The 15,775-nt window shown below is 66.4% G+C and carries 15 protein-coding genes; all 15 read right to left on the bottom strand.

Annotated features, from left to right (window positions below; translation table 11 throughout):
• Positions 1 to 14 precede the first annotated feature (14 nt).
• Positions 15 to 749 carry an energy-coupling factor ABC transporter ATP-binding protein gene (locus G6N42_RS03885; RefSeq protein WP_174262007.1) on the bottom strand — a complete coding sequence of 245 codons (735 nt, stop codon included), beginning with the start codon at positions 747 to 749 and terminating at the stop codon, positions 15 to 17.
• A complete protein-coding gene (gene cbiQ / locus G6N42_RS03880) occupies positions 746 to 1,519 on the bottom strand; it encodes a cobalt ECF transporter T component CbiQ (RefSeq protein WP_163726324.1) in 774 nt (257 codons plus the stop codon). Before cbiQ ends, G6N42_RS03885 begins: the two co-directional genes overlap by 4 nt.
• Before the next feature lie 3 nt (positions 1,520 to 1,522).
• Entirely contained in the window at positions 1,523 to 1,900 is a 378-nt protein-coding gene (locus tag G6N42_RS03875; RefSeq protein WP_163726320.1) for a PDGLE domain-containing protein, read from the bottom strand.
• Entirely contained in the window at positions 1,897 to 2,577 is a 681-nt protein-coding gene (locus G6N42_RS03870) for an energy-coupling factor ABC transporter permease (protein ID WP_174262211.1), read from the bottom strand. Before G6N42_RS03870 ends, G6N42_RS03875 begins: the two co-directional genes overlap by 4 nt.
• Positions 2,578 to 2,669: 92 nt before the next feature.
• Positions 2,670 to 3,506 carry a class I SAM-dependent methyltransferase gene (locus G6N42_RS03865; RefSeq protein ID WP_163726313.1) on the bottom strand — a complete coding sequence of 279 codons (837 nt, stop codon included), beginning with the start codon at positions 3,504 to 3,506 and terminating at the stop codon, positions 2,670 to 2,672.
• Positions 3,507 to 3,601: 95 nt separating this feature from the next.
• Complete coding sequence (locus tag G6N42_RS03860) at positions 3,602 to 3,871, bottom strand: hypothetical protein (protein WP_163726310.1); 270 nt, start codon at positions 3,869 to 3,871, stop codon at positions 3,602 to 3,604.
• Between the two features lie 120 nt (positions 3,872 to 3,991).
• The gene (locus tag G6N42_RS03855; protein ID WP_163726307.1) at positions 3,992 to 6,868 is read right to left on the bottom strand and encodes an AfsR/SARP family transcriptional regulator; all 2,877 of its coding nucleotides are present in this window, start codon (positions 6,866 to 6,868) and stop codon (positions 3,992 to 3,994) included.
• Between the two features lie 29 nt (positions 6,869 to 6,897).
• Positions 6,898 to 9,351, bottom strand: coding sequence for a GcvT family protein (locus tag G6N42_RS03850; protein WP_163726303.1), 2,454 nt, complete (start codon positions 9,349 to 9,351; stop codon positions 6,898 to 6,900).
• Positions 9,351 to 10,274, bottom strand: a complete 924-nt coding sequence (locus G6N42_RS03845) for a phosphotransferase (protein ID WP_163726300.1) — start codon at positions 10,272 to 10,274, stop codon at positions 9,351 to 9,353. Before G6N42_RS03845 ends, G6N42_RS03850 begins: the two co-directional genes overlap by 1 nt.
• Positions 10,275 to 10,284: 10 nt before the next feature.
• On the bottom strand, positions 10,285 to 10,626 hold the full coding sequence (locus tag G6N42_RS03840; protein ID WP_083127520.1) for an ArsR/SmtB family transcription factor: 342 nt from the start codon (positions 10,624 to 10,626) through the stop codon (positions 10,285 to 10,287).
• 68 nt (positions 10,627 to 10,694) lie between these two features.
• The gene (locus tag G6N42_RS03835) at positions 10,695 to 11,417 is read right to left on the bottom strand and encodes a FadR/GntR family transcriptional regulator (RefSeq protein WP_163726298.1); all 723 of its coding nucleotides are present in this window, start codon (positions 11,415 to 11,417) and stop codon (positions 10,695 to 10,697) included.
• Positions 11,418 to 11,433: 16 nt separating this feature from the next.
• Positions 11,434 to 12,210 carry a 3-oxoacyl-ACP reductase gene (locus G6N42_RS03830; RefSeq protein WP_174262006.1) on the bottom strand — a complete coding sequence of 259 codons (777 nt, stop codon included), beginning with the start codon at positions 12,208 to 12,210 and terminating at the stop codon, positions 11,434 to 11,436.
• Entirely contained in the window at positions 12,207 to 13,571 is a 1,365-nt protein-coding gene (locus G6N42_RS03825; protein WP_163726295.1) for an aldehyde dehydrogenase family protein, read from the bottom strand. Before G6N42_RS03825 ends, G6N42_RS03830 begins: the two co-directional genes overlap by 4 nt.
• Positions 13,568 to 14,365, bottom strand: coding sequence for a gamma-glutamyl-gamma-aminobutyrate hydrolase family protein (locus G6N42_RS03820; protein WP_163726291.1), 798 nt, complete (start codon positions 14,363 to 14,365; stop codon positions 13,568 to 13,570). The genes G6N42_RS03825 and G6N42_RS03820 overlap by 4 nt, the downstream gene beginning before the upstream one ends.
• The gene (locus tag G6N42_RS03815; protein ID WP_163726286.1) at positions 14,352 to 15,719 is read right to left on the bottom strand and encodes a glutamine synthetase family protein; all 1,368 of its coding nucleotides are present in this window, start codon (positions 15,717 to 15,719) and stop codon (positions 14,352 to 14,354) included. The genes G6N42_RS03820 and G6N42_RS03815 overlap by 14 nt, the downstream gene beginning before the upstream one ends.
• Between the last annotated feature and the right edge of the window lie 56 nt (positions 15,720 to 15,775).

Below are 15,775 nucleotides of genomic sequence, written 5' to 3'. Positions count from 1 at the left end.
CATGCTCGGTGGTCTCAACGACCTTTGACCGAGAAGCCCCACGGCAGCTCGAGGCGATGCGCGGCAAGCAATTCCGAATCGGACAGAATGTCGGTGATCGCGCCGTCCGCGACGATGGAGCCGCCGTCCATCACCACGGCCCGGTCGCACAGCTGAGCCGCATAGGGCAGGTCATGGGTGACGATCAACATGGTGGCGTTCAGCCCCGAGAGCGTCTCGGCCAGTTCGCGCCGCGCGACCGGATCCAGGTTCGCCGAGGGCTCGTCGAGCACGAGAATGTCCGGCTGGCAGGCCAGCACGGTGGCCAATGCGGCCCTGCGCCGCTGCCCCGCCGACAGATGGGTAGGACTGCGGCCAGCGTCTTCGGTCATCGACACGACCTCCAGCGCGCTTGCCACCCGCGCGGCGAGCTCCTCACCGCGCAGCCCGAAATTCGCCGGACCGAATGCGACGTCCTGCGCGACCGTCGGCATGAACAACTGGTCGTCGGGATCCTGGAAGACCAGGCCAACGCGCCTGCGGATGTCGTGAAGGCTCTTGCGGTTCAGCGGGATTCCGCTGATCTGCACCGACCCGGTGGTCGCGGTCAGGACACCGTTGAGATGCAACATCAACGTCGTCTTGCCCGCCCCGTTGGGGCCGAGCACCGCGACCCGCTCGCCATCGGCCACCTCGAGGTCGACGCCGTCGAGGGCCACATGTCCGTCCGGATAGACATGGCGCAGCGCCTCGACGCGGATCGCGCTCACTGCGTCACCCACGCCGCTACCGATACGACGACCGCGGCGGCAGCCGGCAGCATCGCCACCATCCACTGGGACGCCATAGCCCTCGGCGGGGCACCGATCACCGCGAGATCCGGTGCCCTACCATCGAATCCACGTGACAGCATCGCGGCGTACACCCGCTCGCCGCGTTCGTAGGAGCGCAGGAACAACGCTCCGATGCCAGTCGCGATCGCACGCGCCTGATGCAGTGCCCGCGGCGAGTCACCGCGCGCGATCCTGGCCATCCGCATACGGCTCACCTCGGCCGCGAGCAGGTCGATGTAACGGATCATCAGCACCAGCACCGATGTCACCACCGCGGGAACAGCCAGCCGGCTCAGCGCGGCGGGTAGCTCGGTTGCGGATGTGGTGGCAGCGAGGGTCAACGCGGCCGCGACACCGAGTGTGCCCTTGACGACGATGCCCCACGCCGCCCACAGTCCGGCTACCGAAAGCTGCAGTCCCGCAACATCGATGCGCTGCCCACCCTCGGCGAACGGCAAAAGGACGGCGAGCACCAGAAACGGTGCCTCGATCAGCATGCGCGGCAACACCCACCGCAGCGGTATCCGCGCGAGACGCCACGTCGCGACGATGATCGCGGCATAGATCGCAAACGGCCAGAACATTTCCCGGGGCGTGGCGACGACGGCGAGCACGAACACCAGCAGGCAGACGATCTTCACCTCGGCCGGTGTCCGGTGTACGGCCGACTCGTCGTGGCGATACAGCGGATGCGCGCCTGCACCCATGCGTTAGGACTGCTCGTCGCCGGCAGACCGTCGGCTCGGGCCGGTTTCGACAGCCCGCCGGGTCCGTGCAATGAGCCAGAACGCCGACCCCGCCACGACGACTGTGACCATGACGCCGATGATGCCCGCGATCCCGCCGGTGCCGTCCTGTCCGCCGATCGAGTAGTCGGCCAGGGGCGAGGTGGCCAGCGCGTGCTCGTCGGCGTGTTGTGCGATGCAATCACCGGTGAACTCGTCGCCGGCCGCGGTTTCGACGACCTGGCAGCCACGCAGCGTCGCTGAGTCCAACCCGTCGGGGCTGGAACTCGCGAAGTACGAGACGACCCCGGCGATCAGCAGGGTGGCGGCCGCAAACGCAAGCCAGAACGACCATCGCTTCACGCCGGCACCGCCGTCCGGGCGCGGCGCATCAGATAGACGAGGTCGGGGCGCGAACGTGCCACGGCCATCACCGTGACGGCAGTGATCAATCCTTCCCCGACGCCGATCAGCACGTGCGTGCCGAACATGTAGGCGGCCACTGTGCCGAGCGACGTGGCGCCGGCGCCCCCGATGGCGTATTCGACGACAAACGCCATTGCCGCGCATGCCGTTCCGATCACCGCGGCGATGAACGCGATGACGCCGAGCGCAGGCACCGGCAGATCGGCTTTGCCCCGCCGCGCGATCGCATACAGCGCGACGGCTGTCCCGTACCCCACGGCGACGCCGACGACGGCCATGTTGGTGATGTTGGTGCCCAATGCGGTGATTCCGCCGTCGGCGAACAGCAGCGACTGCACGATCAACACGATCGCGATGCACAGCGCACCGGTGAAGGGGCCGACCAGGATCGCGGCCAGCGCACCGCCCAGCAGGTGCCCGCTGACGCCGGGCAGGATCGGGAAATTGACCATCTGCACGGCGAAGACGAACGCCGCGACGAGACCGGCCAGCGGCACCGTGCGTTCATCGAGTTCGGTGCGTGCTTTCACCGCGCACAACCCGATGGCGGCCACCGCGATGACCCCGAAGATCACCGATGTCGGCGCATTGACGATGCCGTCGCTCATATGCATGGCGACCGTATTCACAACCACCAGGCGAGCCTAGAACCCACACCGAACACCTGTCTAGCTGAACAGATGTTCATGTGTGGGTTCCAGCCGTCCTAACGCTTGGTGGCGGTGACCAACAGATATTCGGCCTCCCAAACGGCGCGCTGGTCGTCGCCCCGGTTCCAGCTGGTGAGGAACTCGAGGAAGTCGCGGTCGAGGGCCTCGATCCGGTCGGGGGCGTCCGCGTTGAATTTGTACGCGGCGATCGTCGGCCCGTAGTTGCTTTTCCAGTACTCCCGAAATTGCGTGGGCTCGGTGCAGTGGTCGAGCACCACGGTCTGCCGCCACATCGTCAGATCGCTGACGCGATCTCCGAACAACTCGCGGACGTGGCCCTCCGAACCCCACAACGGGGCGGGGCTGGCTCCCGGCGGAGGCGGCGGGGCATACGGCTTCATCGTCTTGAACAGGTTGCCGATGAACCCTTCGGGCGTCCAGCTGAGCAAGGCGATCGTGCCGCCGCGACGGGTGACCCGCACCAACTCGTCGGCGGCCGCCTGGTGGTGCGGCGCGAACATCACACCGACACACGAGATAACGGCGTCAAAGCTGTTGTCGGCGAAAGGAAGAGCCTCCGCATCCGCTTCCACCCATTCCACCTCGACACCCCGGCGCGCGGCGATGTTACGGCCGGCGTCGAACAGCTCCGGCGTCAGATCGCTTGCCGTGACGATCGCGCCTGCCTCGGCGGCGGGTATGGCGGCGTTACCCGAGCCCGCGGCCACGTCCAGGACATGGTCACCCTGCTTCACGCCGCTCGCGCGGACGAGTTCGAGACCAAGCGCGGGAATGAGTTCCGCGGCGACGGCCGCGTAATCTCCCGACGCCCACAGCGCCCGGTGCTTGGCCTTGAGCTCACGGTCGATTTCTGATTTCACGATACTGGTCATAATTCCTTCTCCTTCGATTATTTGTGCGCGAACCGTCGGGTACGACGGGTGTGCTGAGCCAGGCGGGAAGATCGCGACCCGCCTGGCTCAGCGGCTTACGACGTGCAGTGCCTTTGGTAGTTCGCACTGGCGCGGGCGGCATCCCTCATGTACTCGCGCGCAGCCTTTGTGTCGCCTTGGTCTCGTGCCACGTTTGCCATGTACATGCTGCTGTCGATCGCCTTGGCGATGCCACGGCAATTGGGGCTCTCGATCGGCCTGGCGTTGGCCGTGCCCGTGGCGAGTAGGGCGGTCACCGGCGTCGCGAGGGTCGCCGACAGCAGCGCCGCCGCCATCGCTCGTTTGAACATTCTGCGGTTCTCCATGTTGTGTCTCCTTTGCTTTCCGCTCAACGGCTGTTTCCGGTGAGCTCGTGACGACATCACCGTCGCGTGCGGAGTTTCGGCAGACGTTGGACGATCGTGAAATGTCCTGGTCAAAAGCGGCTAGGCCGGATGCGAGGCGTAGCGAACCAGACTCGCGCGGGCCAGCACCACGGCCTCGGATGGGCTCAGGGCGCCCTGCTGTTGCTCGCCGATCGCCCTGGTGTGGCCCTCCTCGAGTGGCGAGAGCCTTTTCGCGCCGAGGAGCGCGTGATGCAGCGCGACGGCATCGTCGTGCGCGCCCATTCGGGCCAGGAAGCGCGTGACGTAGCGGACGTTGAGCCATTGCTGACTCCAGTCGCCCACCCGGTCCCAGTGGTCGAGCACCTCGATGAGAGACTGCGCCGCGCTCGACGGCTCGCCATGCACCGCGCGGGTAGCCGCCGCCTCCATCAGCGCGATCCCGTGCCACCAGAAGTTCTGCACCGACGCGGCGAGTTCGGCGGCGCTGTCGAACAACACCAGCGCCCGGTCCGGATCGGATTTCTTGAGCACCAGGCCAAGGGCGTAACGCCCCATGGACCGCGCCGTCGGATTCGCCGTTTCCTCGGCCACTCGCAGCGATTCCTCCGCGGCGTCGATGCCGTGATGCGGGTTGCGCATCGCGGCATGGCAGATCGACACGTAGAACAGCGTCCACACCAATCGAATCGGGTCGTCATCGTGGCGGGCGCGCGACACCTCACTGTCGTAGTGCGCCAGGGCCGTGGCCGCATCGCCCTGATAGAGCGCGACGTCGGCCAGCACGTCACCCGGATACGCGACGCGTCCGGTACCTCGCCCCGGCACTCGTCCGTCCGCGAGCGAGGCCAGCGACACCGCTGAGGTGAAGTCACCGCGGTTCCACGCCCCCCGCGCGGCGAAACCGACGGCTGCGACATACAAGGGGTGGTCGCTGTCGGCCAACTCGACGACTCGTTCTGCCCAGCCGGACGACTCGTAACCTATTCGCAGATGGACGAATTCGGGCAGAGACGTGACCAGCCGTAGCGCGGTGTCCAGGTCGGATGCCGTCATCAGATGCTCGAACGACGCACGCAGATTGTCATAGTCTGGCAACATCCGTTCGACCCACGCCCGCTCGTCGATCCCCTGAGTACCCGCCGCGGCGCGCTCGGCGAGTGTGGTGAAGTACGCGGCATGGCGCATCGCGTAGGCATCGTCAAGATTGTTGTCCCGCAATCGGTCCCGGCCGTAGGCACGCAGAGTTTCCAGAACCGCGTAACGCGAGGTGTGCGTACCACCACGAGTGGTGACCATCGACTTGTCAATGAGCCCGGCCAGCAGTTCGAGCGTATCGTCCTCGTCGGCATCGGCGTTGCCGCAGATGCCGTGCACGGCGTCGATGTCGAAACCGCCCGCGAAGACCGACAACCGGGCGAACAGGGCTTGTTCCGGTTCCGAGAGCAGGTGATAGGACCAGTCGATGGTCGCCGACAGGCTCTGTTGGCGCGGATGCGCACCGCGCGCCCCACCTGTCAGCAGTCGTAGTCGATCGAGCCGGCGGGCGATATCGAGACTGCCCATCAACCGCACGCGCGCCGCCGCGAGCTCGATGGCAAGCGGCAGCCCGTCGAGCCGACGGCAGATTTCGGCCACCGCTCCGACCGGCTCGTGGTCGACGTCGAAGTCCGACCGGCTCGCCCTCGCGCGGTCCGCGAACAGCAGTGTGGCGTCGTCAATCGGCAACGGATTGACGGGCAGGACCCGCTCCCCTGCGATTCCCAGCGCTTCCCTGCTGGTGGCCAGCACCGCCACCCGGGGGCAGTATCCGGCGATCCGCTCGAGCAGCCGCGCCGAGTCCTCCAGCACGTGTTCGCAGTTGTCGACCACCAACAGCAGTTCACGGGTGCGGAGGTACTCGATGACGGTCTCCTCGATACCCAGGCCCTGCTGTTGCTGGAGTCGCAATGCCGCTGCGACCGCGTGGGTCACGGCCGGCCCGTCCTCGATCGGCGCCAGTTCACAAACGACAGCACCGTCGCCGAAGCGATGCCGTTCGCGCTCGGCGGTCTCCAGTGCGAGCCGGGTCTTTCCGACACCGCCGACCCCGGTCAGCGTCACCAGGGGGCCGTCGCGCAGGGCGGCGATGACTTTGGCCACATCGTTCTCGCGTCCGACGAAGGTCGTCACCCGCCGCGGAAGCCCGGCCAGCGCACGGGTTTCCACACGTTGCGGCGCAGCGGTTTCGAAAGCCGGCGGCGGCGGGGCCCCGCCGCCGAGAATCTGTTGGTGCACCGCCTGCAGGGGCGGGCTGGGGTCGACGCCGAGTTCGTCGACGAGGCGGTCGCGCATCTGACGGTAGGTCTCCAGCGCGGCGGCCTGTCTGCCGCTGCGGTACTGGGCCAGCATCAGCTGGCCGGCCAGCCGCTCATCGAGCGGGTGCGCCTGCAGCGCCAGCGTGAGTTCTCCGAGCAGCTCGGCATGTCGCCCTGCCTGCAGCGCGACATCATTGCGATCCAGCACGACCGAGAGTCGCTCCACCTCAAGCGAATCACGAACGTCGTTGAACCATGGGGTGTCAAGCGCCGCGAACGGGGATCCGCGCCACAGTTCGAGAGCGGCGTCGAACAACCCGGCGGCTTCGGCCGAGTCGGACACCGCACGTGCTCGCGCCGCAAGGTGACGAAAGCGGTGCACGTCCACCGACAGCTGGTCGGCCGACAGCAGGTAGCCACCGGGCTCGCGCACGACCGCAACCTCGTCGGTGTCCGCGAACAGGTGTCGCAACCGCGACAGGTACGCGGCGAGCGCGTTGCGCTCCCGGTGCGGCGGGTCGTCGGCCCAGACCCGCAGGATCAGTTGGTCGGTAGGGACGGGCCGGTTGACGTCGATCAGCAACGCAGCGAGCACACAGCGCTGGCGGGCATGGCCGACGTCGAGCCTCTGCCCGTCGAGTCGGACCTCGACATCGCCGAGCAGCCGGAAGTCCACCGTCACGGGGTACAGCTTTCCGCAGACCGCCGCGGCTAGGGGCGAATCCGCTCGTTGGACGGGTCGTACAGCGGCCGAAGCGACACCGAGATCGGGTACAGCCGGCCGCCGACGTTGACCTGATAGGCCCCGCTGTTCACCCACTTCGCGTCGACCACGCCGTGATCGGGCTGCCGTACGTACGCCAGTCCGACGCAGGCGCCGGTGGTCTCACCCCATGCCGCCGACGTGACCTGGCCCGCCACGACCCCGTCGCGCCGGATCAGCTCGCCGCCCCACAGCATCGCTTCGGAGTCGTCGACCCGGAATCCGACGAGTCGCTTGCGCGGCCCCTCGGCCTTGGCTTTCTCGACGGCTTCCCGTCCGAGGAACGGGATGTCGGACTTGAGCTTGCATGCGAACAGCAGACCCGCCTCAACCGGGTTCTCACTGGGTGTCAGTTCGCGGCCGAACGCGCGATAGCCCTTCTCCAATCGCAGTGATTCGATCGCGTAATAGCCGCCGCGCCCCACACCCCACGGTGCTCCCTCAGACATCAGATCTTCGTAGACACCGACCGCGAACTCGGCGGGAACATAGAGCTCCCAACCCAATTCGCCGACGTAGGTGATGCGCGTCGCCCGCACCGTCGCGTATCCGAGCGGGATCTGCCGGCTGGTGCCGAACGGAAAAGCCTCGTCGGAGAGATCAGCCGGGGTGAGATTCGCCAGCAGATCGCGGGATTTGGGACCCATGACGCCGAATACCGCATACGCCGATGTCACGTCGACCAGCGATGCATTGGCTCCACGCAGGTTCGACCGGATGTGGTCCTTGTCGCGTTCGGTGGTGGCCGCACTGCTGACGATCAGGAATTCCGCGGCGCCGGTCCTGGTGACTGTCACATCTGACTCGTAGGTGCCCCGCTCGTTGAGCATGCCGGTGTACACCGATCGGCCGACCGGCACCGCGACGTCTGCGGTGCACAGCCACTGCAAGGCCGTCTCGGCGTCCGTCCCGGCCAGGATGTATTTCGAGAACGAGGTCTGGTCGAACACCGTGACGTTGGTCCTGGTGTTGGCCTGCTCCGCAGCCGACCACGGCAGCCAATTCGGCTTGCCCCACGTGTATTCGATGGTCGGCGCTACACCGGGGGGCGCGAAGAAGTTGGCTCGCTCCCACCCCATCCGGCTGCCGAAGTTGGCGTTCGCGGCGTCGATCAGGTGATGCACGGGTGATCTCCGGAACGGCCGGGCGGTCGTCATCTCCCTGTTGGGCCATGGCACCTCGTAATGCAATCCGAGCACTTCGGCGACGCGGTCGTGCAGCCACCTGCTGTTGCCGTTGAACGGTGCGAACCGGCGGATGTCGACACCCGTCAGGTCACCGGTCGGCGCACCGTTGGCGATCCACTCTGCGAGCGCACGGCCGGCTCCACCGGCGGTGGCGATACCGACGGAGTTGAATCCCGCACCCACGAAGAAGTTTTCGAGCTCGGGCGCTGCTCCGAGGATGAACTGGTTGTCGGGCGTGAAGCTCTCCGGCCCGTTGTAGAACTTCTTGATACCTGTCTCCTCGAGCACAGGGATGCGTAGCAGCGCACTGTTCATCAGGATCTCGAAGTGTTCCCAGTCCTCGTCCAGAAGCTGGAACTCGAACGGGTACGGAATCTGATCCGGTGACACCCACGGCTTCGCCTCGGGTTCGAAACCCCCGATGACCAGTCCGCCGACCTCCTCCTTGAAGTAGGTGTAGCCGTCGGGATCACGCAGGATCGGTAGGTCGGGGTGGACACCGTCGATGCGTTCGGACACGACGTAGAAATGCTCGGCCGAGTGCAGCGGAACGTTGACGCCCGCCATCGCACCGATCTGCTTCGCCCACTGCCCCGCACAGTTGACGACGATCTCGGCCTCGATGTCGCCGGCGTCCGTGCGAACCCCAGACACCCGCCCCGCAGCGGTGAGCACGTCGAGCACCCTGGTCTTTTCGTGGATTCGGGCACCGCGCATCCGCGCACCCTTGGCCAGCGCGAACGTCAGGTCGGTCGGGTTGGCTTTACCATCGCCGGGCAACCAGATCGCGCCGACGAGGTCGTCGACGCGCATCACCGGATAGTGCTCGAGCGCCTGTTCGGGGCTGAGCAGTTCGCACTCCATGTTGAATGCCTCGGCGCTGGCGGCCGTGCGGCGCAACTGGGTCATCCGGTCCTCGGTACGCGCGACCGTGACTCCCCCGCACCGCTTGTAGCCTGCCGACAGACCCGTCTCGTTCTCCAGTTCCGCGTACAGCTGTGTCGAATACTGCACCAGACGTGTCGCGCTCTCCGAGGCACGCAACTGGCCTACCAGTCCCGCGGCGTGCCATGTCGTGCCGCTCGACAGCTGCCCCTGTTCGATCAGTACGACATCGGTGAGCCCCAGTTTCGTCAGATGGTAGGCGACGCTGGTGCCGATGACGCCGCCGCCGATGATGACGACCTGGGCACGGCCGGGCAGCTCAGTCGCCATCAGTCGGCAGCCTGCGCATCGTCGAGCAGCCGAGTCAGGTTCGGTCCCTTGAACTCGGCCACCGCACCCTCATAACGTTCCATCGCCCATCCCCAGAAGTCGAAATCGATTGCACTCGAACCGTTCTGTATGCAGCCCCACAACGTCCAACCGTATTTTCCGACGATGCCCTGCAGGTGCGCTCGCGCGACTTTATTGCGCAGCCGCTGCCCGTAGTACGCCGTGACGAACTCGTCGAGTTGGTCGGTGGACAATCCGCACTCGGCCCAGGTGTTCCCCAGCTCGAAGCACGGATCGTTGTTGCCGGAGTATTCGTAGTCGATCAGCCACATCCGGTCGCCGTCCTCGATGAAGTTGCCGGCCAGCAGATCGTTGTTGCATGGCACCGTCTGTTCATCGGTGACCGCCAGCACCCTGGCGATGTCGTTGAAGGTGTCCGCATGGTCGAGGTAATCGTCGGGGATACGGAATCCTTTGTCCAGCACGGTTTTCAAATATTGCGGCTGGAGTTCGAACATGTCGAATCGACCGCGGAAACGCGGCCCGGAGTGCAGGGTACGCACCGCCGCGGCCGCCTTTGCGATCACCCCCGGCCGTTGAAAATCGTCGTTGGACAGTGTTTTTCCCTCGAGATAACCGAGCAGCAGGATGCCGAGGTCGGGGCGGTAGTCGATGACCGGCGCGCCGACCCCCGCCTGTTCGGCGGCGCGGGTGTTGTGGCACTCGCGGTCGCGGTCAATTCCCAGCATTCCCGACGATGCGTCGGTGCAGCGCGCGACGTAGACGGCATCGGGCGTCGTGATTTTGATGTTGCGGTTGGTCAGTCCGCCCGGAAGCTCATCGAGGCGGCGCGGCCGCCCGGCCAACGCCGAGATCTGGTCGAACCTCTCGTTGAGTTGTTCGTCGGTGAGCGTCAGCGGCATGCGCTGTCCTTCAGCCGTGCCGCGCGCCGATCCAGTGCAGGAGGTCGTGCACGATCTCGTCCTCGAGGCGGTAGCTCACGGCACGGCCGACCCGGGTGGAGCTCACCCAGCCCTGCTGACGCAGTACTCGCAGCGCCTGCGACACGGCGTTCTCGGACCGTCCGAGCACCGAGGCGAGGTCGCCGACGTTGATGCCGGGTGCGCGGTGCAGGACGAGCAGGATCTCCAGCCGGTGCGGGTCGGAGAGCAGGTCGAACCGCTGCGCCCAGCCGCCGGTGTCGACGTCGGCGAGCGCCGACGACGCCCGTCGCACCACCGCATCGACGCCCGCGTGGCCACCTGCTTCCGCCATCCGTCAAATCTAACCCCCCTGGCACCCCGAATGACCGCGACGACGTTCGTGTTTGTGCTGGCATCGGGCTAGTCCAGGAATCCGTGCAGCAGGGTGGCCGAGCCTTCGACGTGGGCGAGCATGGCCGACGCCGCACCCTCACTGTCGCCGGCCAGGATCGCGATCACGATCGCCTCGTGTTGCTCGTCGGAGTGGGCGATGTTGCGCGGCAGCAACGGGATCTGGTCCAGCAAGACGTTGAGGCGCATCCTGTTCTCGGCCACCAACGGCACCAGCGACGGCGACCCGGCCGCCTCGGCGATGGCGAGATGCAGCCTCGAATCCAGTCGGCGGTAGTCGCCGGGCGCGGCGCCGCGGACATCACGCAGACGCGCCCACAGCTCCTCGCGTTCCGATGCCGTCAGGGTTCGGTTGGCGGCCAGCCGCGCCGCTCCGACCTCGAGGATCTCCCTCAGCCGTAACGCGTCGTCGATCTGGGCGCGTGTCACCGCGTCGGTGTCCTGGGTGTGCCTGGGCAACTCGTCGGCGAGGAAGGTGCCGCCGTAGCGGCCTCGCCGCGACACCAGATACCCGGCGTCGGCCAGCGACTTGATGGCCTCGCGCACGGTGTCGCGGCTGACGCCCAGCCGCGATGCCAGCTCGCGCTCCGGCGGCAGCGATTCGCCGGGGGCGAGCACGCCGAGCCGGATGGTCTGCAGGAGCCTTCCGACCGTGTCCTCGAACGCGTTCCCGGGCCGGACCGGGCGCAGCAGAGCTTCGCTCGCCAGCGGTACGTCCGGATCGGCAGTCATGATTCCTACAGGGCCTCTAGAGGGGGGTCACGTACGCCGAGCTGATGCCGCCGTCGACCAGGAAGGTCGACCCGGTGATGAACGACGAGTCGTCGCTGGCCAGGAATGCGACGGCCGCGGCCAGCTCCTCCGGCTCGGCGAACCGGCCGACCGGAATGTGGACCAGTCGGCGGGCCGCGCGTTCGGGATCCTTCGCGAACAGTTCCTGCAGCAGCGGTGTGTTCACCGGTCCGGGGCACAGTGCGTTCACTCGAATCCCCTGACGCGCGAACTGCACTCCCAGTTCACGGGACATTGCGAGGACGCCGCCTTTGGATGCGGTATAGGAGATTTGCGATGTCGCCGACCCCATCACCGCGACGAACGACGCGGTGTTGATGATCGAACCTTTCTGCTGCGGAACCATGTGGCGCAGTGCGGCTTTGGAACAGAAGAACACCGACTTCAGGTTGATGTCCTGCACCCGTTGCCATGCGTCGATGCCCGTGGTCTCGATGAGGTCGTCTTCTGGCGGGCTGATACCCGCGTTGTTGAAGGCGATGTCGACAGAACCGTGCGTCTCGGCGGCCGTATCGAACAGGGCATCCACCGCGGCCTGATCTGAGACATCCACCTGGACGAAGGTTCCGTTGAGGTCGTCTGCCACGGACTTCCCGGTCGTCGGGTCGATGTCACCGATGACGATGGTGGCGCCTTCGGCGCGCATGCGTTTGGCGCTCGCCAGCCCGATCCCGCTGGCGCCGCCGGTGATCACGGCGACCTTGCCCGCCAGGCGCTGGGTCAGATCCATCACGCATCTCCGATCGCGTAGAAGACGTTCTTGGTTTCAGTGAATGACAGCGGCGCATCGGGCCCGAGTTCGCGGCCAAGACCTGATTGCTTGAACCCGCCGAAGGGCGTGTTGTACCGCACCGACGAGTGTGAATTGACCGACAGGTTGCCAGACTCCACCGCGCGGGACACCCGCACGGCCCGCGACAGGTTGTCCGTCCAGATCGACCCGGAAAGGCCGTAGGGGGTGTCGTTGGCGAGTTCAATCGCGTCGGCCTCGTCCTCGAACGGCAGCACCGCGACGACCGGGCCGAAGATCTCCTCACGCACCGTGCGGTCGGAGCGCTCCGGGGTCAGCACGGTCGGGGGGAACCAGTAGCCGGGCCCCGACGGCGCGTCGCCGCGGAACGCGACCGGTGCGTCGTCGGGCACATAGGAGACCACGGACTCCCAATGCGACTTCGACACCAGCGGGCCCATCTCGGTGCCTTTGGCAGCCGGATCACCGACTGCGATGCCCTTGACCGCAGGTTCGAGCAGCTCCATGAAACGGTCGTAAACATTGCGCTGCACCAGGATCCGGCTACGTGCACAGCAGTCCTGCCCGGCGTTGTCGAAAACCCCGTAGGGCGCGGTGGCCGCAGCCTTGTCCAGATCGCAATCGTCGAACACGATGTTTGCGCTCTTGCCGCCCAGCTCGAGGGTGACCCTCTTGACCTGAGCCGCGGCACCCGCCATCACGCGGGTGCCGACCTCGGTGGAACCGGTGAAGACGATCTTGCGGACGTCGGGATGGGTGACAAACCGCTCACCGACCACCGACCCCTTTCCGGGCAACACCTGGAACAGATCGGGAGGCAGGCCGGCCTCGACGGCGAGTTCGCCTATCCGGATCGTGGTCAGCGGTGTCCATTCGGCGGGTTTGATCAGTACCGCGTTCCCGGCTGCCAGGGCCGGTGCGAAACCCCACACCGCGATGGGCATCGGGAAATTCCAGGGCGTGATCACCCCGATGACGCCAAGCGGCTCGTTGAAGGTGATGTCCAGGCCGCCGGCCACCGGAATCTGTTTGCCCGACAATCGTTCCGGTGTCGCGGAGTAAAACTGCAGGACGTCGCGGACGTGGCCCGCCTCCCACGTCGCATTGCCGATCGGATGCCCGGAGTTGGCGACCTCCAGCGCGGCCAGCTCGTCGACGTGCGCGTCGACCGCGGCGGCGAACGACCGCAGGGCGGCGGCCCGGTCGCCGGGTGCCAGACGTGCCCAATCGCGTTGCGCGGCCTTGGCTCGCGCCACCGCGTCGTCGACACCCGCGAGGCTGGTCTGCTCTACGGTGCGCAGCAGTTCCTCCGTCGCGGGGTTGATCAGCTCACTAGCCGTCACACGGTCACCTTTTCTCTCGAATACGCCTCAGCGGCTTCGACCAACGCGGCGAACAGCCGCAGATCGTCCAGCGTCTCCTCGGGATGCCACTGGACCGCGAGAAGGAAGCGGTCGCCGGGGAACTCGACTGCCTCGATCACGCCGTCAGCGTCGCGAGCACTGACGATCAGACCGTCACCGAGGCGATCGATGGCCTGGTGGTGATAGCACTGCGCGTCGGACGACTCGCCGATCAGCGATGCCAGCCGCGTTTCGGGCACAGTGCGTATCGACGACGTCGAGAACACTGCGTTGCCCTTCTGGTGCTCAGAATGGCCGACGACGTCGGGCAGATGCTGATGCAGAGTGCCGCCGAGGGCGACGTTGAGCACCTGCGCGCCGCGGCAGATTCCCAGGACGGGAAGGCCGCGCCGGATAGCCCCTTTGAGTAGTTCGAATTCCCATGCATCCCGAAGGCGGTTGTACTCGTTGGCCTCATCGGTGGCAGGGTGGCGATCCTGTCCGTAGGCGCCGGGATCGACGTCGCGCCCGCCGGTGATGATCAGCCCGTCGAGTCCGTCGAGCACGCGGTCGACGATTTCGTCGTCGACGTGCTGCGGCGGCAGCAGTACCGAGATTCCGCCCGCCAGCCCGACGCCCTCGAAATAGATGGCGGGCAGGAAGCTGGCGCGCACGTCCCACACACCCGTCTGCGCCTGCTGCAGATACGTGGTCAATCCGACGACCGGGCGGGATCTGCGCGCCGCTGCGCTGGCCCCAGCTCCGCCTTCGCTTCTCGCGTCAAAGCCGCTCAAAGCCCCGCACCCTTTCCCAGTCCGTCACGGCCGCGTTGTACGCGGTCAGTTCGACGTGGGCGTTGTTGAGATAGTGCTCCACGACCTCGTCGCCGAACGCCGCACGGGCCACGTCGGACTTCTCGAACAGCGCCGCCGCCTCGGTCAGCGTGGTCGGAAGGCTTTCGGCGCCACTCGTATAGGCGTTGCCCTCGAACGGTTCCGGCAGCTCCAACTCGTGCTCGATACCGTGCAGGCCGCCGGCGATCAGCGCCGACACCGCCAGGTACTGGTTGACGTCGCCGCCGGGCGCGCGGCATTCCACCCGCATGCCCGGACCGTGCCCCACCACGCGCAGCGCGCAAGTGCGGTTGTCCATCCCCCACGCGATGGCCGTAGGCGCGAAGCTGCCCTCGGCGAATCGCTTGTAGGAGTTGATGTTCGGTGCATAGAACAGCGTCAGCTCACGCAGCGTAGCCAGCTGGCCGGCGATGAAGCTGCGGAACATCGACGACATTCCGTCCGACGCGTCGGAATCGGCGAACACCGGGCTTCCGTCCTCGCCCCGCAACGAAATGTGGATATGACAACTGTTGCCTTCGCGCTCATCGAATTTCGCCATGAACGTCAGGCTCTTGCCGTGTTGATCGGCAATCTCCTTGGCACCGTTCTTGTAGATCGTGTGGTTGTCACACGTCACCCTCGCGTGGTCGTAGCGGAAGGCGATCTCCTGCTGCCCGAGGTTGCATTCGCCCTTCACGCCCTCGCAGTACATTCCCGCGCCGGTCATGCCGAGCCTGATGTCGCGAAGCAGCGGCTCCATTCGGGTCGACGCGTGCATCGCGTAGTCGACGTTGTAGTCCGAGGCCGCCGTCATGTTGCGGTAGCCCTTCGTCCAGGCGTCGCGGTAGGAATCCTCGAACACCATGAACTCGAGCTCGGTGCCCACGTAGGGCACCAGACCGAGCTCGGACAGCCGGTCGATCTGGCGGTTGAGGATGCTGCGTGGCGCAGGGGTCACCGGGTCGCCGTCGACGCGCTCCAGGTCTGCCATCACCAGTGCGGTGCCCGGCAGCCAGGGCACGCGTCGCAGCGTCGAGAAGTCGGGCTTCATGACCATGTCGCCGTAGCCGGTCTGCCAACTCGACATCGCGTACCCGTCGACGGTGTTCATGTCGACGTCGACGGCCAACAGGTAGTTGCAGCACTCCGCGCCATGCTCGGCGACGTCTTCGACGAACAATCGCGCCGACACGCGCTTGCCGGTGAGCCGCCCCTGCATATCGCAGAACGCCAGGATGACGGTGTCGATGTCCCCGTCGGCCACCAGCTTTTCGAGGTCGGCTTGCGACAACATGCCGGGGTTCTGGCTCATTGCGGAACCTTCCTCTCGAGTACCGACGATGACCGGCAGCCAACCATTGGAGTTTG

It is taken from the genome of Mycobacterium gallinarum (assembly GCF_010726765.1).
Lineage (GTDB): Bacteria > Actinomycetota > Actinomycetes > Mycobacteriales > Mycobacteriaceae > Mycobacterium > Mycobacterium gallinarum.
The sequence above is the reverse complement of the archived record's forward strand: the minus strand, read 5'-3'. Positions and strand labels throughout refer to the sequence as shown.

Coding starts and splice junctions, on each gene's coding strand:
- cbiQ (WP_163726324.1), bottom strand. CDS start 1,519: ATGGGTGCAGGCGCGCATCCGCTGTATCGCCACGACGAGTCGGCCGTA.
- G6N42_RS03860 (WP_163726310.1), bottom strand. CDS start 3,871: ATGGAGAACCGCAGAATGTTCAAACGAGCGATGGCGGCGGCGCTGCTG.
- G6N42_RS03845 (WP_163726300.1), bottom strand. CDS start 10,274: ATGCCGCTGACGCTCACCGACGAACAACTCAACGAGAGGTTCGACCAG.
- G6N42_RS03835 (WP_163726298.1), bottom strand. CDS start 11,417: ATGACTGCCGATCCGGACGTACCGCTGGCGAGCGAAGCTCTGCTGCGC.
- G6N42_RS03865 (WP_163726313.1), bottom strand. CDS start 3,506: ATGACCAGTATCGTGAAATCAGAAATCGACCGTGAGCTCAAGGCCAAG.
- G6N42_RS03850 (WP_163726303.1), bottom strand. CDS start 9,351: ATGGCGACTGAGCTGCCCGGCCGTGCCCAGGTCGTCATCATCGGCGGC.
- G6N42_RS03815 (WP_163726286.1), bottom strand. CDS start 15,719: ATGAGCCAGAACCCCGGCATGTTGTCGCAAGCCGACCTCGAAAAGCTG.
- G6N42_RS03870 (WP_174262211.1), bottom strand. CDS start 2,577: ATGCATATGAGCGACGGCATCGTCAATGCGCCGACATCGGTGATCTTC.
- G6N42_RS03840 (WP_083127520.1), bottom strand. CDS start 10,626: ATGGCGGAAGCAGGTGGCCACGCGGGCGTCGATGCGGTGGTGCGACGG.